At 67.3% G+C, this 23507-nt stretch carries 21 protein-coding genes; 12 read left to right on the forward strand and 9 right to left on the reverse strand.

Annotated elements, in window-relative coordinates; all coding sequences use genetic code 11:
• Positions 1-49: 49 nt before the first annotated feature.
• Entirely contained in the window at positions 50-973 is a 924-nt protein-coding gene (locus tag C3E79_RS06455; protein WP_108404169.1) for a LysR family transcriptional regulator, read from the forward strand.
• Between the two features lie 15 nt (positions 974-988).
• A complete protein-coding gene (gene hrpA, locus C3E79_RS06460; protein WP_108404170.1) occupies positions 989-4909 on the forward strand; it encodes an ATP-dependent RNA helicase HrpA in 3921 nt (1306 codons plus the stop codon).
• Here the strand turns inward: hrpA and nrdR are convergent.
• Together nrdR and C3E79_RS06470 are read right to left on the reverse strand one after the other, a co-directional pair.
• Entirely contained in the window at positions 4906-5364 is a 459-nt protein-coding gene (gene nrdR, locus C3E79_RS06465) for a transcriptional regulator NrdR (protein ID WP_108404171.1), read from the reverse strand. The two genes, hrpA and nrdR, sit on opposite strands and share 4 nt — an antisense overlap.
• A 69-nt stretch (positions 5365-5433) precedes the next feature.
• Positions 5434-5802, reverse strand: coding sequence for a hypothetical protein (locus tag C3E79_RS06470; protein ID WP_108404172.1), 369 nt, complete (start codon positions 5800-5802; stop codon positions 5434-5436).
• Positions 5803-6015: 213 nt separating this feature from the next.
• Here C3E79_RS06470 and lexA point away from each other — a divergent pair, with 213 nt between their 5' ends.
• The 5 genes from lexA (at position 6016) to C3E79_RS06495 (ending at position 10774) form a co-directional block, all read left to right on the forward strand.
• Positions 6016-6699, forward strand: a complete 684-nt coding sequence (gene lexA / locus C3E79_RS06475; RefSeq protein WP_235840573.1) for a transcriptional repressor LexA — start codon at positions 6016-6018, stop codon at positions 6697-6699.
• Between the two features lie 149 nt (positions 6700-6848).
• Positions 6849-7634: a DeoR/GlpR family DNA-binding transcription regulator gene (locus C3E79_RS06480; RefSeq protein ID WP_108404174.1), complete on the forward strand. Its 786-nt coding sequence runs from the start codon at positions 6849-6851 to the stop codon at positions 7632-7634.
• An 86-nt stretch (positions 7635-7720) separates the two neighbouring features.
• Positions 7721-8689 carry a 1-phosphofructokinase family hexose kinase gene (locus C3E79_RS06485; RefSeq protein ID WP_108404175.1) on the forward strand — a complete coding sequence of 323 codons (969 nt, stop codon included), beginning with the start codon at positions 7721-7723 and terminating at the stop codon, positions 8687-8689.
• On the forward strand, positions 8686-10467 hold the full coding sequence (locus tag C3E79_RS06490; RefSeq protein WP_108404176.1) for a fructose PTS transporter subunit IIB: 1782 nt from the start codon (positions 8686-8688) through the stop codon (positions 10465-10467). The genes C3E79_RS06485 and C3E79_RS06490 overlap by 4 nt, the downstream gene beginning before the upstream one ends.
• Positions 10468-10507: 40 nt before the next feature.
• Positions 10508-10774, forward strand: a complete 267-nt coding sequence (locus C3E79_RS06495) for an HPr family phosphocarrier protein (RefSeq protein ID WP_108404177.1) — start codon at positions 10508-10510, stop codon at positions 10772-10774.
• Here the strand turns inward: C3E79_RS06495 and C3E79_RS06500 are convergent, their stop codons facing one another.
• Positions 10775-12055, reverse strand: a complete 1281-nt coding sequence (locus C3E79_RS06500; protein WP_108404178.1) for a uracil-xanthine permease family protein — start codon at positions 12053-12055, stop codon at positions 10775-10777.
• Positions 12056-13380: 1325 nt separating this feature from the next.
• Between C3E79_RS06500 and nagB the strand changes: the two genes are divergently transcribed.
• Positions 13381-14100 carry a glucosamine-6-phosphate deaminase gene (gene nagB, locus C3E79_RS06510; RefSeq protein WP_108404180.1) on the forward strand — a complete coding sequence of 240 codons (720 nt, stop codon included), beginning with the start codon at positions 13381-13383 and terminating at the stop codon, positions 14098-14100.
• On the opposite strand, the gene hflX is transcribed toward nagB, so the two are convergent.
• On the reverse strand, positions 14097-15608 hold the full coding sequence (gene hflX / locus C3E79_RS06515) for a GTPase HflX (RefSeq protein ID WP_108404181.1): 1512 nt from the start codon (positions 15606-15608) through the stop codon (positions 14097-14099). The genes nagB and hflX overlap by 4 nt on opposite strands.
• 102 nt (positions 15609-15710) lie before the next feature.
• Here hflX and C3E79_RS06520 point away from each other — a divergent pair, with 102 nt between their 5' ends.
• Positions 15711-16463, forward strand: a complete 753-nt coding sequence (locus C3E79_RS06520) for a hypothetical protein (RefSeq protein ID WP_108404182.1) — start codon at positions 15711-15713, stop codon at positions 16461-16463.
• A 6-nt stretch (positions 16464-16469) separates the two neighbouring features.
• A complete protein-coding gene (locus tag C3E79_RS06525; RefSeq protein ID WP_108404183.1) occupies positions 16470-16985 on the forward strand; it encodes a hypothetical protein in 516 nt (171 codons plus the stop codon).
• A gap of 10 nt (positions 16986-16995) precedes the next feature.
• Here C3E79_RS06525 and dapF read toward each other — a convergent pair whose 3' ends face one another.
• The 5 genes from dapF to C3E79_RS06555 form a co-directional block, all read right to left on the reverse strand.
• A complete protein-coding gene (gene dapF / locus C3E79_RS06530; protein ID WP_108404184.1) occupies positions 16996-17802 on the reverse strand; it encodes a diaminopimelate epimerase in 807 nt (268 codons plus the stop codon).
• The gene (gene miaA / locus C3E79_RS06535) at positions 17799-18698 is read right to left on the reverse strand and encodes a tRNA (adenosine(37)-N6)-dimethylallyltransferase MiaA (protein WP_108405096.1); all 900 of its coding nucleotides are present in this window, start codon (positions 18696-18698) and stop codon (positions 17799-17801) included. Before miaA ends, dapF begins: the two co-directional genes overlap by 4 nt.
• Before the next feature lie 22 nt (positions 18699-18720).
• Positions 18721-19491, reverse strand: a complete 771-nt coding sequence (locus tag C3E79_RS06540; protein ID WP_108404185.1) for a hypothetical protein — start codon at positions 19489-19491, stop codon at positions 18721-18723.
• Between the two features lie 282 nt (positions 19492-19773).
• Positions 19774-20346 carry a hypothetical protein gene (locus tag C3E79_RS06550; RefSeq protein WP_108404186.1) on the reverse strand — a complete coding sequence of 191 codons (573 nt, stop codon included), beginning with the start codon at positions 20344-20346 and terminating at the stop codon, positions 19774-19776.
• 168 nt (positions 20347-20514) lie between these two features.
• Complete coding sequence (locus C3E79_RS06555; protein ID WP_235840574.1) at positions 20515-20841, reverse strand: excisionase family DNA-binding protein; 327 nt, start codon at positions 20839-20841, stop codon at positions 20515-20517.
• A 119-nt stretch (positions 20842-20960) separates the two neighbouring features.
• Here C3E79_RS06555 and C3E79_RS06560 point away from each other — a divergent pair, with 119 nt between their 5' ends.
• Both C3E79_RS06560 and C3E79_RS06565 read left to right on the forward strand, forming a co-directional pair.
• Complete coding sequence (locus tag C3E79_RS06560) at positions 20961-22289, forward strand: DUF349 domain-containing protein (protein ID WP_108404187.1); 1329 nt, start codon at positions 20961-20963, stop codon at positions 22287-22289.
• Positions 22289-23317 carry a GNAT family N-acetyltransferase gene (locus tag C3E79_RS06565; protein ID WP_108404188.1) on the forward strand — a complete coding sequence of 343 codons (1029 nt, stop codon included), beginning with the start codon at positions 22289-22291 and terminating at the stop codon, positions 23315-23317. Before C3E79_RS06560 ends, C3E79_RS06565 begins: the two co-directional genes overlap by 1 nt.
• Positions 23318-23507: the final 190 nt, after the last annotated feature.

Genomic DNA, 23507 nt, shown 5'->3' on the forward strand with positions numbered 1-23507 from the left:
AGGCGGGGCGGCCTACGCTCGTCCAAGAGGGTCAAGTACACTCATAGGTATGGGCAATAGAGAATATCGGCCAACACTTGCACAGCTGCGAACCTTTGTCACTATCGCGGAGCACAAGCACTTCGGCACTGCCGCGCACAAGCTCAACATCTCGCAGCCCTCACTCTCCCAGGCCCTCGTCACCCTGGAGAGCGGGCTGGGGATTCAGCTTATCGAGCGCTCGACCCGCAAGGTGATTGTCACCCCCGTGGGCCAGGAGCTGCTCCCGCTGGCCAAGGCCACCTTGGATGCCGCCGACGCGTTCGCTGCGCGCTCCCGCGGCGCGCTCGGCGTCCTCTCCGGCGCACTCAACATCGGCGTCATCCCGACGCTCACGCCGTATATCCTCCCGGAGTTTCTCAAGCTCTCCTGCGACCACTTTCCGGACCTCAAGCCCCAGGTCGTCGAGGATCGTACGGCGGCGCTGTTGGATAGGCTGCGCGACGGCGCGATCGATGTGGCGGTCGTCGCGCTGCCGACGAGCCAGGCCGGGTTCGACGAGCAGCAGCTCTTCACCGAGCGCCTCGTGGCCGTCACCCCGGCATCGCACCCGCTGGCCGGGAGGAAGAACCTCACCGCCGACGAGCTCGGCGAGCTCGACGCCGAGCTCGCCCACCCCTGCCGGGTGGAACACGCCCACACGCCGACGAGCGCGGCGTTTTCGGTGCGCGCCTCTTCGCTGGCCACGATCATGCACCTCGTCGCCGAGGGCCTCACCGCAACCGTGCTGCCGGAATCCGCGGTTGCCAGCGAGTGCATCCGCCCGGGGCTGAGCGTGGCCACGTTTGATGAATCGGTGGGGGCGGTGAGGACTATCGGGTTGATCTCCCGGCCGTCGTCGTCACGCTCCGTGGAGTATCGCGCGCTCGGCGAGCTGATCTCGCTGGCGCACTCCCGGGTGATCGAGCGGGGCAAGCAGCTCATCGGGGGCTAGAATCGTTCCCCAGATATGAACGATTCCCACAATGCAGCCGCCGAACAGCGCGCCGAGCTCTACCGGCGCCTCGGCTCCGTCGAGATCGCCGAGGAGCGCCGCTTCAAGCGCCGCCTTGATAAGGCGCGCGCCCCGCAGGCGTTTGCCGCCATTGCCGCAGACATCGATGCCTCCGCCGCGGTCGTCGCCGCGCGCGAGAAGGCGATCCCGGAGATCACCTACCCCGTGCAGCTCCCCGTCTCCGCGCGGCGCTCCGACATCACGGAACTGATCGCCGCCCACCAGGTCGTTATCGTCGCCGGCGAGACGGGATCGGGCAAGACCACCCAGATCCCGAAAATGCTCCTCGAGCTCGGCCGCGGCCGCCGCGGGCTCATCGGGCACACCCAGCCGCGTCGACTCGCCGCGCGCACGGTGGCCGAGCGCATCGCCGACGAGCTCGGGCAATCCGTGGGCGAGAGCGTGGGCTACGCCATTCGTTTCGACGACACAGTCAGCCCCACGAGCGCAGTCAAGCTCATGACGGACGGCATCCTGCTCGCCGAGATGCAGCGGGACCGCTACCTCAACGCCTACGACACAATCGTCATCGACGAGGCCCACGAGCGCTCCCTCAACATCGATTTCCTGCTGGGCTACCTCAAGCAGCTCCTGCCCAAGCGCCCGGACCTGAAGGTCGTGATCACCTCGGCGACGATTGACCCGCAGCGCTTCGCCGCCCACTTCGCCGACGCGGAAGGCAACCCCGCCCCGATCATCGAGGTCTCGGGGCGCACGTACCCCGTGGAGGTGCGCTACCGCCCGCTCGTCGAGGTCGTCGGGGGCAAAGAGGTTGACACCGACATGATCGACGGCGTCGTGAGCGCCTGCGAGGAGCTCATGGGCGAGGGAGAGGGAGACATCTTGTGCTTCTTCGCCTCCGAGCGCGACATCCGCGATTGCATGGAGGCCATCGAAAAGAAGCACTGGCGCGGGGTGGAGGTCACCCCCCTGTTCGGCAGGCTCTCCAACGCGGAGCAGCACCGCGTGTTCTCCCCGCACTCCGGGCGGCGCATCGTGCTCTCGACGAACATCGCCGAGACCTCCCTGACTGTGCCGGGCATCCACTACGTTGTCGATACCGGCTTAGCCCGCATCTCCCGGTATTCCACGCGCACGAAGGTCCAGCGCCTGCCCATCGAGGAAATCTCGCAGGCCTCCGCGAACCAGCGCTCCGGGCGCTCCGGCCGCGTCGCAGACGGCATCGCCATCCGCCTGTACTCCGAGGAGAACTTCCACGCCCGCCAGGAGTTTACTGATCCAGAGATCCTGCGCACGAACCTCGCCAGCGTCATCTTGCAGATGATCTCCCTGCGCTTGGGCGATATCTCCGAGTTCCCGTTCATCGAGCCGCCGGATCAGAAATCGATCCGCGATGGGCTGCTGTTGCTCCACGAGCTCGGGGCAACGACGGACCGCGAGGCCGGCGGCGCGCCTGTCCTCACCGCGATCGGCCGCGATATCGCCCGCATCCCGGTCGATCCGAAGATGGCGCGCATGCTCGTCGAGGCCAACCGGCTCGGCGTGTTGGAAGACGTCACGGTCATCGTCGCCCAGATGACCATCCAGGACGTGCGCGAGCGCCCACTCGAGCAGCAGGCCCAGGCCGATCAGGCGCACGCGAGGTTTAAAGACAAGGAGTCCGATTTCGCCTCCGCGCTCAAGCTGTGGGACTACATCGGGCAATCGCGCGACGAGCTTACCGGCAACTCCTTCCGCAAACGGATGAAGCGGGAGTTCCTGCACTACATGCGCATCCGCGAGTGGTACGACCTGGTGCGCCAGCTGAGGGACGTCGAAAAGCAGCTCGGATACTCGCGCGCGGAGGACGTCGCCGGGGAACGCGACCTCGAGTCCATCCATAAATCGCTGCTCACCGGGCTGTTGTCCAACGTCGGTGCGCGCGAGGGCAATTCCAAGGAGTTCCAGGGCACCCGCGGCACGCGCTTTGTCATCTTCCCCGGCTCGACGCTGGCGAAGCGCCCGCCGGAGTTCGTCATGGCTGGCGAGCTGGTGGAGACCTCGCGGCTCTTTGCGCGCGACGTGGCCAAGATCAAGCCCGAGTGGGTCGAGGCCGCAGCCCGTGATCTGCTCAAGCACAGCTACTCCGAGCCCGTGTGGTCGCGCAAGCGCTCGGCGGCGATGGTGCACCAAACCTCGCTGCTCTATGGGCTGCCGATCGTGCGCGACAGGCTCGTGCCCTACCATCACGTCGACGCGGAGGCGGCCCGCTCCATGTTCATCCGCCACGCGCTCATCGCCGGGGATTGGAACCGCCACCACACCTTCATCGAGCACAACGACAAGGCGCTGGCGGAGGCGGCCGAGGTCGAGGAGAAGGTGCGCCGGCGCGGCCTCGTCGTCGACGAGGACACGCTTTTTGACTTCTACGACTCGAAGCTACCGGCCACAGTAACCACCGCGCGGCACTTCGATTCCTGGTGGAAGAAGAAAAGGCGCGAGGACCAGCACTTCCTTGACTTCGATCCCGCATCGCTTATCGACGCCACCGTCGACGCCTCCGCGGAAGACTTCCCCTCCACCTGGCGCCAGGGGTCGATCGACTTTGACCTGCGCTACACCTTCGAACCCGGCGATCCCTTCGACGGGGTGCGGGTGGATATCCCCGTGCCGCTGCTCGCGGGCTTTTCCGCCGAGGGATTCGACTGGCTCGTCCCGGGCCTGCGCCTCGAGCTTGTCACCGAGCTCATCCGCACCCTGCCTAAAGCGTTGCGACGCTCCGTCGTCCCCGCGCCCGATTTCGCCGGCCTCGCCATGAGCAGGCTCTCCCCCGGCGAGGGCCGGCTCGTGGACCAGCTTGCAGACGCCCTGCGCGCGCTCGGCGGGGCGGGCATCAATGCCCAGGACTTTCGCCCCACCGCGCTACCCGCCCACCTGAGGGTTACCTTCGCCGCGATTGACAAGCGCGGCGAAGTCATCGACCACGATAAGGACCTCCACGCGCTCAAGGAGCGACAGTCGGGCAAGATCCGCTCCTCGGTGGCGAAGGCCAGCAGGTCGAGCGAGACGACGGTCGCGCGGAAGTGGACGGCGCAGACCCTCGGCGCGGTCCCCGAAAGCGTCACCACCACGATCGAGGGCAACGCAGTGGCGGCCTACCCCGCCCTCGAGGTCACCCCCGACGGCGTGAAGGTTGCGGTGCACGCCACGAAGGCCGCCGCCGACGCCTCGATGCTCACCGCGACGCTCACGCTCCTGCTGCGGGAGATCCCGATCTCGCCCGGGCAGATGACCAAGGGCCTACCGCTGCGCCAGAAAGTAGCGGTGGAGAACTACCCGCACGGCGGTGCGCAGGGGCTTGTTGACGACGCCCGGGCCGCCACCATCCGCGACCTCATGCTCTCCCACGGCGGCCCGGTGCGCACCCCGGAGGAGTTCGATGAGCTGCTCTCCGCCGTAAAGCCCAAGGTTGCCTCCGGGGTGCGCCAGAAGGTCGTCGCCCTCGCGCCGGCGCTCGTGGCGTACGGCGCTATCGCCCAGGAGCTCGACGCGTGGGAGGGCCCGGCGATTGAGGATATGCGCGCCCAGCTCGACTTCTTCCTGCCGGAGCACGCCGTGACGGTCCACGGCACCGACCGCCTCGCGCACCTGCCGCGCTACATCGAGGCGATGCGCATCCGGCTCGATGATATGGCCATCGACCCGGACCGGGACGCCGACCGCCAAGACGCGGTGGCCTCGTTAACGCAGCGCCTCGAAGCAAAGCTGCGCGCGCTGCCGGCGGCCGCGCGGAAGTCGAGGGAGGTCAAGGACATCTACTGGCAGCTCCAGGAGCTGCGCGTGAGCCTCTTCGCGCAGAGATTGGGCACGCCCAAGCCGGTGAGCGAGAGGCGGATCGAGAAAATGATCGACGCCCTGGGCACGGGGGCACGCTAGAAGTCCTCCCGGTCGCGGCGGCGCATGAGCCGGATCTCGGACTCGAAGTCGTCGGCCGATTCGAAGGACTTGTACACGGAGGCGAAGCGCAGGTATGCAACCTCGTCGAGGGCACGCAGCGGCTCGAGCACGGCGAGGCCGACATCGTTCGCGTCGACCTGTGAGCTGCCGTGGCTGCGCACCGTCTCCTCGACCTGCTGCGCGAGGCGTTTGAGGGCATCGTCCGAGACGTCGCGGCCCTGGCAGGCCCGGCGCACGCCGTTGATGAGCTTGTCCCGGTCGAAAGGTTCGCTCACCCCGTTGCGCTTGACCACCATGAGCACGGCCTTCTCCACCGTCGTAAACCTGCCCCCGCACTGTGCGCACTCGCGGCGGCGGCGGATGGCCGATCCAGCGTCGATGACACGGGAGTCGAGCACGCGGGAATGGTCGTTGTGGCAAAACGGGCAGTGCATGGGATTCGACGGCCTCCTCGTGGCGGGTGCTAACCGCCTCGATGTTACCCGGGGGAGCCTCGCTGCCAGCTAGCGGACGCTGGCGATGGAGACCTCCGCGACGCCGCCGCCCCCCTGTGTCGAGGCGTCGGTGCCGAAGGCTCCGCCCGCGGCCGATCCCACGATCAGCGCCAGACCGAGGATCACGCCCATGAGGATGCCGGCACGGTTTTCGTGGCGAGTTTCGAACGCAGGAGTAGCGCTTACTCCCGAGGCTTGCTCGAAGCGTTTTTCACGCCCATAGTTTCGATGCGGAACTCCTCTCGTTCGAACACCCGACGGGCGGCGAGGGCACCTCGGCGCCGCGGGGATGTCCCACACCTCAGCGGGCAGCACCTCAGCCAGGTGCTCGCGGTAGGCCGCCTGCGGTGCGTTGTTGCGCTCAATCTGGATGGTCATGGCGGTGTCCTTTCGTTGTGTAGCTTCATTCTATGAACGGCCCGGACACGTTCGAACGAACCATGCGCTCACGTGTTCGATTCCGCACTTCAGTTCGATTTATATCACCCCTGAGCGACGATGTCTACCCCACGCCGCAAAAAGTCGAACACACTTGCCACATCTGGTACCTTGGTAGCCACGACCGACCCCACCCGCACCGAAGGAGCACCCGTGGCCCGCAAGAAAGACGACACCACCCTCGACCTCAGCGTCCTGTCCGACCGCCAACGCCGCATCCTGGAGGTCATCCAGGATGCGGTAGTCCTGCGCGGGTACCCGCCGAGCATCCGCGAGATCGGCGACGCCGCCGGCCTGCAGTCCACCTCGTCCGTCGCCTACCAGCTCAAGGAGCTGGAAAAGAAGGGCTTCTTGCGGCGCGATCCGAACAAGCCCCGGGCGGTTGACCTGCGCCACCTGCCTGAGCCGAGGTCTACTCGCGAGCCCGCCCCAAAGGCCCCGCAGGCACCCGAGGACGCCTCCCAGGCGCGCTACATTCCCGTCGTCGGGCAGATAGCGGCGGGCTCGCCCATCCTCGCGGAGGAAAACGTCGAAAGCTACTACCCGTTGCCCGAGGAACTGGTGGGTGACGGCGAGCTCTACATGCTGCGCGTCATAGGCGAGTCGATGAGGGACGCCGGTATCCTCGACGGGGACTGGGTCGTCGTGCACTCTCAGCCCGTCGCGGAGGAAGGGGATTTCGTCGCCGCCCTGCTCGACGGCGAGGCGACGGTCAAGGAGTTCCACCGGGATTCGACCGGTGTCTGGCTGCTCCCCCACAACGACGCGTTTACCCCAATCAAGGGGGAGAACGCGGAGATTATGGGCCGGGTTGTTTCCGTTTTCCGCACGCTCTAGGGCATACTTGCGCGCGGGCACCACCCCCGTGGGGGTGGGTTGGACACGGCCAGCATCCCGCGGCGCGGGCTTTCCGGGACAATGGTCGTCAACGGCCACCGCGGCCGCCCGGTTTATTCCACCCGCTCACCACCCGAGGAGCGCGACGCATGTACGCAGAAGAACGCAGGCGCCAGATCGCCTCTCTAACGGCGATTGAGGGCCGCGTCAACGTCACCGACTTGGCGGAGAAGTTCCACGTCACGGCCGAGACGGTCAGGCGGGACCTCGCCGTGCTCCACCGGCAGGGGGTAGTGCACCGGGTCCACGGCGGCGCGGTGGCGAGCCAATCGTTCCTCACCACAGAGTTCTCGCTCGATGCCCGCTCCCGCTCCGCCTCGACGGCGAAGTCTGCCATCGCCCAGGCGGCGCTGCGATTTGTCCCGGAGCACTCCGAGGGCGGGATCTTTCTCGACGCGGGGACGTCGATTAGCGCCTTCGCGAAACTGCTCGCCACCGACCCGCGGGCGGCCTCGTGGCCAATTGTGACCAACTCGCTGCCGATCGCGCTCGATCTCTCCACGGCCGGCCTGCCCCACGTGCACCTGCTCGGCGGATCTGTCCGCGCGATCACGCAAGCCGTGGTCGGAGCGATGGCGCTGCGCTCGCTCGCGCTCATGCGCGCGGACGTCGCGTTCATCGGCACCAACGCGCTAAGCGTCGACCACGGCCTGTCCACCGCGGACGCGCAGGAGGCGGCGATTAAATCCGCCATGGTCACCAACGCCCGCATGGTGGTTGTGCTGTGCGATTCGACGAAAATCGGCAACGACTATTTGGTGAGCTTCGCCTCCCTCGACGACATAGATGTCGTCGTGACCGACTCCGGGGCGCCCGAGAGCATCGTCTCCGAGCTGACCGAGCGCGGCGTCGAAGTCGTCACCGTCGGCTCATAGCCCCCGGGTCCCGCGTTGACCGCTGCGGGCGCGCTGGCCATAATTGGGAGAGTTTCGCTGGGACCGAGCCGGAGGATAGCCGCACTGTGATCATCACCTTTACCCCCAACCCCAGCATCGACGCCACGTTGAGGCTCGAGGTGCTCTCCACCGGTGGGGTGAACCGCACGGTGAGCGCGCAGCGCGAACCCGGGGGCAAAGGCATCAACGTCTCCCACGCGTGCGCGAAGGCGCGCTGCGATACCCTGGCCATCGCCCCGTGCGGCCCCGCCGACCCTTTCACGCTCATCTGCCGCAACTCCGGTATCCCTTTGAAATCCGTGCCCATCTCCGGCCCCATCCGCACGAACACCACGCTGACGGAGGCGGACGGGACGACGACGAAGATTAATGAGACAGGACCGCTGCTCAGCGGCCAGGACATCGAGCGCATCGCCGATACGCTCATTGCCACCGTCGCCGAATCGCGCGCGGACGCCGTGGTCATGGCCGGATCCTTGCCTCCTGGCGCGCCCCCGGAGTGGTACGCCACCCTCGCGATGTCCGCGCGCAAGGCCTGCCCGGGTGCGCTCATCGCCATCGACACCTCCGATGACCCGCTGCTCCGGCTCGGCGCGCGCCTCGAGCAGGCGGCCCCGGATGTGCTCAAGCCCAACGCGTTCGAGCTCGCGCACCTCACCGGGGCCGACGGGGCGCTTCTTGAGTCCCAGGCGGCCCGCGGCGATTTCTCCCGCGTGGTCTCCGCCGCGCGGGAGCTCACTGACTCCGGGGTCAAGGAGGTGTTGGTGACCCTGGGTGCGGCCGGCGCCTGCCTGGTCACCGCCGAGGGAGCGTGGGCCGCCTCCCCGCCGCCGGTGGCGGAGGTATCCACGGTCGGGGCCGGCGATAGCGCGCTGGCCGGCTACGTCATGGCCCGGGTGGGCGGCGCGCCGCCCGCCGAGTGCGTGCGCCGCAGCGTCGCCTACGGCTCTGCGGCGACGGCGATCCCCGGCACCGGCATCCCCGCGCCGGGGGATATTGACTTGGCACGCACTGAGGTCGTGGCCCTGGCATGATCTCCGCTCGCTGCGTTGCCCTCGACGTCGACCTGGGCGATAGCCCGGGGGCGGTAATTTCTGCGTTGACCGGCATGTTGGCCGACGAGGGCGCGGTAGCCGATGCCGGAGAGCTCTGCGCGGCGGCTCTGCGCCGCGAGGGCGCATCGGGCACGGGGGTTGCCGGGCGCATCGCCATCCCGCACGCCCGCACCGACGGCGTGCTGCGCCCCGCCGTCGCTTGTGCCAGGCTTTCGCGCCCGGTCGATTTCTCCGGCCCCGATGGGGACGCGGACCTTGTGTTCTTCCTCGCCGTTCCCTCATCCGAGCAGCGCGCCCACCTCAAGGTTCTCTCGTCCCTGGCGCGGGCGCTCGCTCGGGGCGGGCTGGCCGAACGGCTGCGCGCCGCGGAATCACCGCAAGACGCCGCAGATGAGATCTCCCGCGCCCTCGGCGGTGCGGGCGCGCCGCGGTCCCCCGCCGCAACCATCGCGGCGGTGACGGCGTGCCCGACGGGGGTGGCGCACACCTACCTTGCGGCGGAGGCCTTGGAGGCCGCCGCGCGCGAGCGCGAAGGGGTGGTGTTGCGGGTGGAGACGCAGGGCGCATCGGGCACGGATGCCCTCGATCCCGGGTTCATTGCCCAGGCGGATGCCGTGATCCTCGCCGCTGATGTCGCCGTGCTCGGTGCCGAGCGCTTCGCGGGAAAGCCGCTCGTCGAGTGCTCGACGCGCGAGGCGATCGATTCGCCGGGCACGCTTATCGACGCCGCGTTGTCCGCCCCCGCCCGCAATCCCGCCCGCGAACCCTCCCCCGGCCCGGGCCTCGCGGGGAGGGTGTGGGGCGCGGCGATGACGTCGCTAAGCGTCGCGGTGCCCCTGGCCGTGACGGCTGCCGCGCTCACGGCCCTCGGCGATGTCACGGGCGCCTGGGGGCTCGTGGCCTTAGGCGCCGCCGCGCACATGGGCCTCGCCCCCGCGCTTTCCGGTTCCATCGCCTGGGCTCTCGGCGGGCGCGCTGCCGTTGCCCCCGGTCTCATCGGCGGCGTGCTGGCTGCGGGCGGGGCAAGCCCCGTGGCGGCGGTGCTCTCTGGGGTGGCCGCCGGCGCGTGCGCCGGGTGGTTGAGGGCCCTGCGCCCGCCCCGCGCGCTCGCCCCGCTGGCCCCGTTTTTTACTCTCGTCCTCACCCCGGCGCTCGGGGCGCTGGCCGTCGGCGCTCTCACGTGGGCTGCGACCGGCGCGCTCGGGGCCGCGCAGGAGTGGCACGTGCCGCCGGGCGTCGCCGTGGGCGCGGGGGTGCTGCTCGCGGCTGCGTGCGGCGCCGCGATGTGCTACGACCTCGGCGGGCCCGTGAACAAGGCGGCCTACTTCTTAGCCGTCGCGGGCCTCGTCGACCAGGGCCCCGCGAGTGCTTGCCTCGCCGCGGCGGTAATGGCCGCGGGCATGACCCCACCGCTCGCCTACAGCGCCGCCGCGGCGGTGGCACCACGGTTGTTCTCCCCCGCCGAACGCGCCGCCGCCACAACGGCCTGGCTCTCCGGCCTCGCCTTCATCACCGAGGCAGCGCGCCCCTTCGGCCCGGGCCCGGCCGTGGTGCTCGGCGGCGCGGTCGCCGGGGCCGTGTCGGTGGCGTGCGGTGCACAGACGGGCGCGCCGCACGGCGGGGCGTTTGTGTGGTTTACCTTCGCCTCCCCCCTCGCGTTCGCCGCCGCGGTGGCCGCCGGGGTGGCGGTTGCGGGTGGTGGGATCGTGGCCGCGCGGTGGCGTCCTCACGCACGCGTAGCGCAGACTGGTGCGTAGACTGGTATGGAGCAATACTGCAGACGAAAGGTAATTCGAGATGGCTTCCAAGACAGTCAAGGTCGGCTCCACCGTGGGCCTGCACGCGCGCCCCGCGACGGTGATCGCGGATGCGGCCGGCGAGTACGACGAGGAGATCATCCTCACCCTCGCCGGCGGCGATGACGACGAAACCGACGCAGCCTCCTCCCTGATGATTATGGCGATGGGCGCGGAGTTCGGCGACGAGGTCACCGTCACCTCCGATAACGCCGAGGCGGTCGCGGAAATCGCCGGGCTGATCGAGAAAAACCTCGACGGCGAGTAGCTAGCGGGAGTACTGGCCCTCCCCGATCGTGCGGTAGGCCCAGCGCATCGCCGGGTAGGCGAGGATCACGCCGACCGAGCCGAGGGCAATGCCCCCGAGCTCTACCCCGCCGACGGTGAGCGTGAGGTTGCCGATGCCAACGATGAGGCCCACCGCGGCGGTAAGCAGGTTGACCGGGTTGTTAAAGTCCACCCGGTTGTCCTGCCAGATGCGCACCCCCAGCATGCCGATCATTCCGTAGAGGACGAGGCAGGCCCCGCCGAGCACGCCGAGAGGGATGCTCAACACCACAGCGCCGAACTTCGGGTTGAAGGCCAGCACGATGGCGAAGGTGGCCGCGACCCAGTAGGCGGCGGTGGAATAGACCTTTGTCGCCGCCATCACCCCGATGTTTTCCGCGTACGTCGTCGTCGCGGAGCCGCCGAAGCTGCCGGCCAGAGCGGTGGCGATGCCGTCGCCGATGAGCGCCCGGCCCTGGACGTCGTCGAGGTTTCGCCCGGTCATCTCGCTCACGGCTTTGACGTGGCCGACGTTTTCGGCGATGAGCACCACAATGACCGGCAGGGTTACCAGGACCGCTTCGAGCCGGAACTCGGGGGTATGGAAGGTGGGCCACCCGACCCAGTCGGCGGAGGAGATCGCCGCACGCGCCTCAGCGGGCACGCCGCCGCCCAGCGCGGCGGCGGCCCACCCGACAACGACGCCGATGAGGATGGACAGGCGCGAGGCCATCCCGCGCGTGGCCACCGTCACCACGAGGATCGTCGCGAGGGTAACCGCCCCGATCCACGGCTGGGCCTGGAAGTTGGCCACCGCGGTCGGCGCGAGGTTGAGCCCGATGAGCGCGACGATGGCCCCGGTGACGACGGGTGGCATTGTGGCGTCGATAAGCGTCTTGCCCGCCATTGAGACGAGCGCGCCGACCGCGACGAGCGCAAGCCCCGTGGCCACGACCCCGCCGAGCTGCGCGCCCACGCCGCTGCTTTGCGACGCCGCAAGCGGCGCGATGAAAGCAAAAGACGAACCGAGGTAGCTGGGCAGCCGGTTGCGGGTCAGCGCGAGGAAGATCATGGTGCCCAGCCCGGAGAACAGCAGCGTCGTGTTCACCGGGAATCCGGTGAGCGTGGGCACGAGCAGCGTCGCCCCGAACATGGCGACAACGTGCTGCATGCCGATGCCGATCGTGCGCGGCCAGCTCAGCCGCTCCTCCGGCGCGACGACGGCTCCCGGCCTCACGCGGCGGCCGTCCCCGTGGAGGGCCCATCCGAAAGTATTGGTCATGGTCACACATATTAGATGGCGTACGGGGTCCAAAAAACGCCGACATTTTTGAGTCTCCAGCAGACCCTACGCAAGGGTGCCGCACAATCACCGACCCCCCCCCATACGGGTGGCGACGAAAGTACCCACCAAGTGGCAACGCGATGGCGTGCGCTCGTTCGGGGGCTAATATGGATTTAGCAGCAGAGACCTCGAAAGACTGCATGAATCGGTGCTCGGGAAGCCCGTAAACCTGAGCAGTTCCACGTCGGGTGCGCCCGTGAGTTCAGGTAGTTCGACCGCTTTCGTTGAGTACGCTTATCGCGACGGCTCATCTGTGTGCTTCGCTCGTGAAGATCTTCGCGTTGGTGCCGGGGCAGCCATCGTAGCCGCGGCTGATGTAGGGCCGGTTGCTTTGGCAGCAGCCCTAGAAGCCGCAGCAACCGCGTTCGGAGGACCCGTGGGCTCAGCGATCGGCTTGGTACTCGCAGCCATCAGCGCACCGAGCCTGATTGAGATGGGCGGCCGCGCAGTCACAGCCGTCGCCACTGGACGTGGCCTGAAAATAGGAGTTCAGGCAGACTACCCTTCTGTTTACTCGGACTACTGCTAATGGGAGATTTCATGAGTCAACGCACCACTTTAATTCAAGCCGTTTTCCACATCCTCATCCTCTCGGGGTGCACTCTCTTGTCAACGCATTTCGAGCCAGGGAATACGACGCCGGGCGATCAACTGGCCCTAGGATTGATCCCGCTCCTCGCCGGAATAGGCGGAACGGCTTACCTCGCGGTCGTGAAAAGGCACAGAGACAGCTGGCGTTACGGAATTCCCACCATCATCTTTTGTGTCGTCGTCTCGGTGTTCTTCCCATCAACGTTTTCCCGAATAATCGTTTTGGTTCTCTTCCTGCTCCTCATCGCCTCTACCGCATGGAAGGCTCAGAAATCTCGAGCTGGGACCGCCACGACACCCCATTCCCCGCCAGGCACCCCCGAGCGTTGAGAAGAGACGCTTCCCGAGACCCGTGGTGTGCTTTCCCACTGAGACCCTTGTACCCCCGCTGCGCAGTGCCATCGATAGGATCGAGGCAGACGTCCCACGCCTGACAATCGCCGAACTCGAGAAGGACGCGCGGGTGTGCATCGGTTCTCACACCCGCCCCGCCTCGGTCTCGCCGTCGGCACTCAGCCGCGCTGAACACAGCGAGCTCGGGGCTACTACTGTCGGGACCATAGGCTACCTGGTGGGGCACGACAACAACTCGCGGCCGGAGCCGTAATCCCCGGCTGCGCCGAGCTCTCCGTCTTCAGTGCTGATACCTGATCTACAGCCGAAAGGACAACATGGAAATAGTTATCCGCCCCAACGCGGAGGAGGTGGCCACCACCGCCGCCGACATCCTGGAGGGCTACGTCCGCGACGGTGCCACGCTTGGCCTGGCCACCGGGTCCACCCCTACGCCGACCTACCGCGAGCTCATCCGCCGGCATCGCGAGGAGGGCTTGAGCTTTGCCGAGTGCCGGGCATTTCTTCTCGACGAATACATTGGCCTCCCACGCGAGCACGAGCAGTCCTACTACGCCACGATCCGCCGCGAGTTCACCTCGCACATTGATATCGACGACTCCGCGGTCCGCTCCCCCGACGGCACCCACCCCGACCCGGAGGCCGCCTGCCGCGACTACGAGGAGCTCCTCGTCTCCGAAGGCGGTGTCGACATCCAAATCCTCGGGGTCGGCGCCAACGGTCACATCGCGTTTAACGAGCCCGGCAACTCGTTCGACTCCCTCACCCACGTCCAGGACTTGCACCCCCGGACGGTGGCGGACAACGCCCGCTTCTTCGAGCGCGAGGAGGATGTGCCGCGCCGGGCGCTCACGCAGGGCCTGGGCACGATCATGCGGGCACGCCACCTGCTCGTCCTAGCCACAGGTGAGGCGAAGGCGGAGGCCGTGGAGGCGATCGTGCGCGGCGAGGTGAGCGAGCAGTGGCCGGGATCGATCATCCAAAGGCACGACAAGGTCGACGTCATCGTCGACCGTGCCGCGGCGGCCAGGCTCTAGCTCACGACGAATTCGGCGAATTGCTCTGCGACGACGTGGGGCAATCGGACGTCGATAAGCGTGCCGTTTTCCTCGTAAGACTCGCTGCGCACCGTGCCCTCCTCGTGGACGCGGCTGACCACGTCGCCGCGGGTGAAGGGAACGAGCATCTGCACGTGCGCCTCGACGCTGTTGAGGTGCATCTCGATCTTGCTCTCGAGCTCGGAGATGCCCTCGCCGGTGAGCGCGGAGACGAACACGACGTCGTAGCCGGTCGCGTCGAAGGCGTGGCGCAGCTCGGCGAGCACGAGGGGGTCGGCCTGGTCGATCTTGTTCACCACGACGATCTCCGGAGGAACGCTCTCCCCTGTCTCCCGCGTGACGTCGGCGAGCACCTGGTTCACGGCCTCGATCTGCTTGAGCGGGAAGGCGTCCGAGCCGTCGACGACGTGGAGCAGCAGGTCGGCGCCGGTGACCTCCTCCAGTGTCGACTTGAACGCCTCGACGAGCTGGGTGGGCAGGTGGCGCACGAAACCGACGGTGTCCGTAAGCACGACGTTGCGGCCGTCCGCAAGCTGGGCCTTGCGGGTGGAGGGGTCGAGTGTGGCAAACAAGGCGTCCTCGACGAGCACGCCGGCGTTCGTCATCGCGTTGATGAGCGAGGACTTACCGGCGTTGGTGTAGCCGGCGATCGCGATCTTCGGGATCGTGGAGCGCTGGCGCTGCGCTCGCTTGACCTCGCGGGCCGTCTTCATCGCGCGCAGCTCGTGGCGCAGCTTCGCCATGTCGGTGCGCAGCCGGCGCCGGTCCGCCTCGATGCGGGTCTCACCGGGGCCGCGCAGGCCCACGCCGCCGTTCGAGCCGGCCCGGCCGCCCGCCTGGCGCGAGAGGTTACCGCCCCAGCCACGGGTGCGGGTGTAGAGGTATTCCATCTGCGCGAGGCTGACCTGCGCCTTGCCCTCCTTGCTCTTCGCGTGCTGGGCGAAGATGTCGAGGATGAGCATGGTCCGGTCGATCACCTTGACCTTGAGCGCCTCCTCGAGCGCGACCATCTGGCCCGGGGAGAGCTCGCCGTCGAAGACGACGGTGTCGGCCCCGGAGGCCATCACAATCTCGCGCAGCTCCTTGACCTTTCCGGAGCCGATGTAGGTGCCCGGGTCCGGCTTGTCGCGCTTTTGGTAGAGCACGTCGATCACGTCCGCCCCGGCGGTCTCCGCGAGGGCGGCGAGCTCGGCCATGTTGGCCTCCATCTCCGCGGTCGTCCCGTCGGTCCACGCGCCGACGAGGATGACCTGTTCGAGGCGCAGCTTGCGGTACTCAACCTCGAAGCCTTCCGCCTGGTCCTCGGAGTGGAGCTCCGTGGCCAGGTTGACCCGGCGAAACGAGTTGCGTTCCTCCAAGTCGAGGGCGCCGGTGGTGGGTTCCTCGGCCGCCTTCGGCTGAGGTTGCGGCGCGTTATGCCGAAACGCTCTGGCGAGCAGCTCGTCGTGAGTCATCTCGGTGCTATCAGCGTGTGTCGTTTGTGTCATTGAGTCCTTAGTCTAGCCAGTCCCTGCGTATCAGGGTGATCAGTGCAACGCTGCGCGCGGTGGAATTCTTCCCTTCAATTGCGCGGGGGTAGGATGCGGCCCATGAGCGAGACCGTAGAGAAGGACCTCTCCAGCATCGGCTTGGGATTTGCGCAGTGGCAAGACGCCGTTGAGGCGGCGATTGCCTCCGGCCGGCTCGACGTCACAGGCGAGGTCCGCGGCGGCCAGCTTGTGCAATACGCCGACGCCTCCGGGGCGCGGCTCAATATCTTGGCCGTCGAGCCGTATGCCACCTTCGCCGGCTTTGACACGCTCACGCGCGCATTCGGGCACGTCACCATGCTCGATGACGTTGTCGCCCTCGTCGATATCGTAGACCCCCACGGCCGCGTCATCACCACCGTCACCCTCAACCTCGCGCAGGGCCCCCTGCTCGTGGATTCCCCCACGCTGACCTGGCAGGAGCTGGGTATCGCCGCGCTTGCGCTGCACGTTGAGCGCTTCGCCGGCATCGAGGCCTTCCACGCCGCCCATCCCGGGCGCGTCGTCGGCGAAATCGACTCCCCCGGTGCCGCGGCTGTCGCCTCCTCGGCTGCCACCTCGCCCGACGCGGGGGCGCGCTTCTCCGCCCGCGTGCTCGAGGCCGAGTACCGCACCTCCGAGCTCACCGGGCAGCGCTTCATCCACGTTTCAGTCGACGGCGCCTTCCCGTTCGAGGTGTGCCTGCCCGACGGCGAGTTGCCGCAGCGCAACTCCGTCATCGCAGGCACCGCGGTGCTCACCGGCTCCATTCCCGCCCCCGCCGGCGGCGGCTGCGGGGGGTGCGGCGACTCCTGCGGTTGCGGGGGCCATTAGGGAGCCATGAACGCCGCGAACCGGGACCTCGTCCGAGCGCTCGCCGCCGGCCTCGTCATCGCCGCGGCCGTCGCCTTGACGTTTGCGCTCAAGCTCCCGGGCCTCATCTTGGCGCTCGCGCTGGCCGCGGCGGTGCTCACACTTGCCCACCGCGTCGACGTCAGCCCCGAGGTCGCCTCCCTGCGCGCCTCCCTGGCGATCTCGCGCGACGACATCGCGGAGACGCTCTCGCTTTTCGACGACCTCCTCACCGGCACCTCCACCGACGCCATCGCCGCCCGAACGCTGTACTTCCCCGCGCTGGCCGACATGGGTACCACCGATCCCGTGATCCAGGACTTCCACCTCCGCGCGGAGGCGGCGCGCCGCTTCATCGCGCGTGTCGATACCCTCTTAGCCTCCCCCGATCTCGACCGGCCGCAGCTAGAACGCCTCGTCGCCGTGGCTGATGAGCGAGCCCTTTCCCTCGTTGCCTCCTGGCAAGACGCGCGCCGGGTAGCGCGGGAGATCGGACCTGGTTAGCCGCTTGTTCCTAGACCGGAAGCGTCACAGTCCCCCGGGCGACAATGCGCGATGGCCCAGTCATGAGCGCCTCGCCGTCGGCAAGCTCCACCTCGATGGCGCCGCCGGGAACGTTGACGGTGACGGTGCCGTTCTCGATCCCGGCGTCCGCAAGCGCGGCGCGCGCCGCAGCGACGGTACCGGTGCCGCAGGAACGTGTCTCTCCGACGCCGCGCTCCCACACGCGCATGTGCACCTGACCCTCAGCGAGCTCGGTGAGCACCTCAACGTTGACGCCGTCGGGAAAGAAGTCGTGGTCAAAGGCGGGCTGTTCAAAACGCATCGAGGAAAGCTCCTCCGCGGAGAGGCCGGGAACGACGGCCGCCAGGTGCGGGTTGCCCACGTCCACGCCGAGCCCGGCGAAGGCAAAGGACCCCATCCGCGCGGTGGATACGCCGGTGACCTCGACCGACCCCATGCCAACGCGCACGCGCGCCCCGAAGGAGTCGGCCTCGAGTACCTCGATGTGCTTGAGCCCTGCCCGTGTGTCCACGTCGAATTCGCGCTCGGTGACCAACCCCTCGGCCACGAGGACGTGGGCGAAGACGCGCACCCCATTGCCGCACATCTCCGCGATCGAGCCGTCGGCGTTGCGGTAGTCCATGAACCAGCGCCCGTCGCGCTCGACCACGCGCAGCAGGCCGTCGCCGCCGATGCCCGCGCGGCGGTCGCACAGCGCAGCGACCTGGGCCTCACTGAGCGACAGGGAGTCCTCGGGGTCGACGATGACCACGAAGTCGTTCTCGGTGCCGTGTGCTTTGAGAAACTCGATATTCACCCCAGCGAGTCTAGCGCCGCATCGGCTACGGACTCGTCAGCCGCGTCCAGCCAGGTGATGCGGGGGTCGCGGTTGAACCACGAGCGCTGCCGTCGCACGTAGCGCCGCGTCCCGGTGATCGTCTTCTCCAGCGCCTCGGCCTCGTCCATCTCCCCGGCCAGCAGGCCCAGCACCTGCGCATACCCGATGGCACGGCCCGCGGTGGAGTCTGCGACCAGGCCCTCGCCGACCAGCCCGCGCACCTCGTCGATGAAGCCGTGGGCGAACATCAGCTGCGCGCGCAGCGCGATGCGGGGATTGAGCCAGTCCGGATCTGTGCGCAGCCCCAGGATGCGGGTGCCCCAGCGCGGCGGGGCGTCCTTCGGCGGCTGGGAGGCGGCAAAGGGCTTGCCCGTGAGCTCGATGACCTCGAGTGCGCGCACAGTGCGCCGCGGGTCCTTGTCCTCGATCACCGCTGCGGCGGCCGGGTCCACCTGTGCCAGCTCCGCGTGCAGGGCGTCGACTCCGATCTCGGCAAGGCGGGCCTCGTACTTCGCGCGGACGGCGGGGTCGGTCGGGGGGAAGGCGAAGGCGTCGATAAGCGATTGCACGTAGAGCATGGAACCGCCGACGAGCACGGGGACCTTGCCGCGCGCCATGATGTCTTGAACCGTGGCGACCGCGAGGGACTGGTACTCGGCCACCGAGGCCGTCTTGGTCACCGGCCAAATGTCGAGCAGGTGGTGCGGAATGCCGCCGCGCTCGGCGGGTGGGAGCTTCGCCGTGCCGATGTCCATTCCCCGGTAGAGCTGCATGGAATCGACGTTGACCACTTCCCCGCCGAGCTCTTGTGCGAGGCTGATGCCGAGGGCTGACTTGCCGGAGGCGGTGGGGCCGACGACGGCGATGGGGCGGATCACGGTTAGTAGCCTAGCGGGGCTAACTCCTTGTCAGCTTTGCCACGTCCGTTTCTGGGCACGCCCACCCTGTCGGGGCGGGCATACCGTACTCCTCCACAAGCACCTTCAGTGCCACCTCGGGACAGTCGCGCACAACCGCAGCGGTTTGAATCTTGCGCCAATCTTCCCTCGCCCGCTTGAGCTGATTTGCCCAAGCACCGTTTTTGACATCCAGGTCAAATTCGACACGCAGGACCTCAAGGATGTCTTCCATGCACGGCCGAAACCTATGGCCCCCGGTGGGAAAGTGGAACGAGGACAGCTTTTTGCCTTTTTTAAAGTAGTCTTCAAGCTTGCCCTGTTTCTCCACGTCCACCTTTGCGGCGAAGCTCATGAGATGGGTAAATTCATCCCGGTGCGCATGTACGTGAAAATGCGAGCTGGGTCGATATTTATTTGAGCCCCTTACGTACTCGACACGGAATAGGGGCTCCTTCGTCACTTCATCGTAAGGATGAACCGCAAATGAGGACTTCTCTACGGCGAGGAACCGACTAGCGGAATCCCACGTACAGCCGATTGTCACCGCCAAGCTCAATACGCCCTGCCCGCGGGATTTCAGTAACAGCGCGCCCGGCGCTTCCTCGCTTTGATCGAACCGGATGTTGACTAACTCGCGAGTCTGGGACGAATTCACCACAGTCGTTTTAAATGGCGGGCACTCCCCCGCAAAGGCATTCAGCGACCTAGTGAGATCGCCGACGAACTTATCAACGAGTTTTTCCAGACTCGCTTCGCCGTGCTCACTCACGACCGAGAAGCCATCTCAACTCGCTGATTCGCTCCCACACCCCTCGTTCACGAGGGGAGAGCTCATAGCGGTATGCGCGCTGCTCAAATCTTTGAATCCCACCGTCGACCGACGCCTCAAGTTGGGCCAGCTCACGCTCCGCCTGCTCGGGGGTCAACCGTTGCATCGCCGGTACAGTCATATTCTCCTCCTTCACCACTACGTCTTACCTTGCCACACATTATGCATTGGCGAAGGACATCCCCGACCAATTTATAGAACAGGTGTTCTCTTGCTTACTACTCACAACGTCCACTCCGCCACATACGCCCCCACGCCCAGCGAATCATCGGTATCCACCAGGCGCTTGTCCGCCTCCAACGCCGCAAGCTCGAGCCACAGCTGCTTCTCGACGACCCCTTCCAACGACCCCGGAAACTCCCCACCGCCGAGGAACTCTTTGAGCCCCTCGTGGGCCTCCGTCGCCCCCTCCACGAGCGCGAGCGGGGCGCACTCGGTCAGCCCCGCCGGGCCGTCGACGACAACGACCGTCAGCGCATCGGTGTCAATAGGCTGCAGGTGTTCGCGTGAGTCGGCGACGTCCGGATCCTCGACCGCGTAGCGGGCGACGAGCTCCGGCAGGTAGTTGCCACCCTTGAGCGTGACCTGCGGGGCTCCCCACGCGGCGAAAGATCCGGTGTGTGCGGTGTACCAGCGCTTATCCCGGCTGCCGACGATGTGGATCGGGCGCGGCGGGTAGCCCGCAACCGTGCGCCGGATGGTTTCCGCAAGGCGGCGCGAAGGGCCGTGCGCTGGGGAAAGTTCTCGAACTAGGGCCGGTGAACCGGGGAGGATGAGCAGATTGGGGGCGGTCACGGGCTCTACCCTAGCTTTCTCGCCCTGACCGGCTAAGACCGGAAGGGCAAGCATGACGCACATACTGCCCAGAATCCGCACCCCTCAATGTCAGTTCTACAGACGAATGGAAGCCGTCACGTCTTCAATCCAAAATCCGCCGCACCTGTCTGAGACAGGGGCGCCAGCCTATGTAAGAGCTTCACGGTAGTTCTCCGAGTCAGCGTCGTACAGTCCTAGAGCAGCGGCCTCGGATGTGAGATCCCGGAGCGCCGTTCGGCGCTGAATCCGCTTGCGCTCCTGATACCCAATCGCGTCTGCGAGCCAAACCTTTCGGTGCCGTCCCCCTGTCGTCCGCTCAAAGGCGATCTCCCCTTCCTCGAGGAGCTTCACCAGGGTGGGTCGGCTTATTCCGAGGAAGTTGGCTGTCTCCTGGGTCGTCATCAGTTGGTCAATTGGCGCCACGGTGATCGCTTTGCCCTCCTGCATGGCGTCGACGACATTGGCAGCCGACACTCCACTACCTCCACCCGTTACCACCCGCAACCCCACCAACCGCACTACACTGACCAACCAGGAAACGCTCAGGCAGCCGTGCCGCGCGGCAAAGTAGACGCAAGAAAGGACCTTCCACGATGACGCAGAACTCCACCCCGGCACCGGGCCCCCGTATCCCCACCCCGGGCGCTCTTGCCAAGAGGAAGGCCGCGCCCGCCCCGGCGACGCCGAAGCCGACACCGACGAAGGCGGACCCGTCGACGTTCGGCCGCATCGCCGAGGACGGCACCGTCTACCTCACCTTTAAGGGCACCGAGCGCGCCATCGCCAACTGGCAGGCCGGCACCCCAGAGGAGGGCCTCGCCCACTACGGCCAGCGCTTCGACGACCTGGTCACCGAGGTCGCGCTGCTGGAAACCCGCCTGTCGACCCACCCGGAGGACGCCGACTCCCTGAAAACGCAGGCCCAGAACATCAAGGACACCCTCGACGAGCAGGCCGTGATCGGCGACCTGGATGCCGTGGACAAGCGACTCGACGCCATCATCGACAACTCCACCAAGGCCCGCGAGGCCGCCAACGAGGCGAAGCAGCGCAAGCGTGAAGAAGCGATCGCGCGCAAGGAGGCGCTCGCCGCGGAAGCCGAGGACCTGGCGGAGAACTCGACCCAGTGGAAGGCCGCGGGTGATCGCATCCGCGAGATCTTGGAGGAGTGGCGCACCATCCGCGGCATCGATCGCAAGACGGATGACGAGCTGTGGAAGCGCTACTCCCGCGCACGCGACGGTTTCAACCGTCGCCGGGGCGCGCACTTCGCCGAGCTGGACCGCGGCCGGGCCGCGGCGAAGAAGGCGAAGGAGGATCTTGTCGCCCGCGCAGAGGCGTTGAAGGACTCCACCGAGTGGAACGAGACCGCGCGGGCCTACCGCGATTTGATGGACGAGTGGAAGGCTGCCGGCCGCGCCCCGCGCGACGTGGACGACAAGCTGTGGGCACAGTTCCGCGCCGCCCAGGACCACTTCTTTAACGCCCGAGATGCCGTCAACGCCGAGCGCGACCGCGAATTCGAGGCCAACGCCGCGGCGAAGGACGCGCTGATTGCGGAGTACGACTCCCAGATTGATCCGGCCAAGGGTCTGGGCGCGGCGAAGTCGAAGCTGCGCGAGCTGCAGGATAAGTGGGAGGAGATCGGGTTCGTCCCGCGCGGCCAGGTGCGCGAGTACGAGGATAAGATCGCCGCGCTGGAAAAGCGCGTGGCGGATGCCGAGGAGTCGCGTTGGCGCGCCCACGACCCTGCGGCGCAGAAGAAGGTCAACCAGTTCCAGGCCAAGGCGGACGACCTGACCAAGCAGGCCGAGGAGGCCGCGGCGAAGGGCAACGAGAAAAAGGCGGAGCAGCTGCGCGAGCAGGCCGCGCAGTGGCAGGAGTTCGCGGACGTGGCGGCCAAGGCGGTCAGCGGCAGCTAGTGCTCTCTCCGCTTATCGCCGCCAGCGACGAGGCGGTCGCGGCGTATGCGTTCTCGGCGACGCTGGCCGTGCAGGACATCACGGGCCTTGCCGCCTCCGGGGTGACGGCGTCGCACGTGGCCAAGCGCCTGGAGGGCTCGGCCGAGTCGAGCTCGTACCTCTTCGCGCTCGCGGGCCGCCACGCCCCGCGCCCGCTAGGTCCGCTCGGCTATCCCGTGCTCACGCAGGAGGATCTCTACGACGTCCACGCCTGGGTGTTCGTCTCCCTGCCGCTACTCGAAGACACCGGTGTCATCGAGGCCAACGTCACCCTGGACGCCGCAATCGCGCCGCTGCCCGGCGAGGAGGCCCCGCGCGAGCCCTGGGAAGGAGCTCTTTCGCTTATCGACGCCTTATCCAACCGCCTCACCCGCCCCATCCGCCACCTCTGGGTCACCCACGCGGTCGGCGCCCCCGCCCCACCAGCGGTCGAGCTCTCCGGCTACTCCCCCGCCTACGTCGAGGCCCAGGGCATGTTCCCCGTAGCAGACCTCCCCGCCGGCACCTGCGACGTGGTTGAGGGCATGGCGTTCTCGCGTGACGACACCCTCTCCCTCCAGCACATCCTCACCTCGTCTTCTGCCCACTACCCCCGCGGCGAGCTCACCCTCGACACCGTGACCTGGGACGCCGCACGACTGCGCGACGCCCACGCCCGGCTGAACGACCGCGGCGGCACCCAACTCACCGCGCTAGCCCGGGATGACGATGGCCGCGCGGTCGGTTTGTGCGAGGTGGTCCACTACGATTCCGACGCCGAGGAGGTCTGCGAGCTCGGGCTGGTCTACGTACTGCCGGAGCACCGGCGCCAAGGCCACGGGATGGATATGCTGTGCTCGGCGCTCGCGGCAGCCCGGGAAAAGTGGCCGAAGGTGGAGACCTGTTATTGCTCCTATCCTGCCGGCGATGAGGCGGCGGAGACCGTGGCCCGTGCGCTGGGGGTTGATGTGGTGTCGGGGTCGACGGGGTGGCAGCGGATCCCGCAATAATAGGAGGTTTCATTCCTATCGGGCGGGTGCTATCTTAGGACCAATCGTTCAGCCCGCCTCGACCGCAGTCGAGAGCGGGCTGGATCTCTGTTCCCGGGAGCATGAGAGGAGAGGTGCCATGTCGCGGCGCCTCACAACTACTTCTTCGATGCCCGGCCGGATCCAAGTATGGCGCTCTCACGTCATCGCC

It is taken from the genome of Corynebacterium liangguodongii, from assembly GCF_003070865.1.
Taxonomy (GTDB): Bacteria; Actinomycetota; Actinomycetes; order Mycobacteriales; family Mycobacteriaceae; genus Corynebacterium; species Corynebacterium liangguodongii.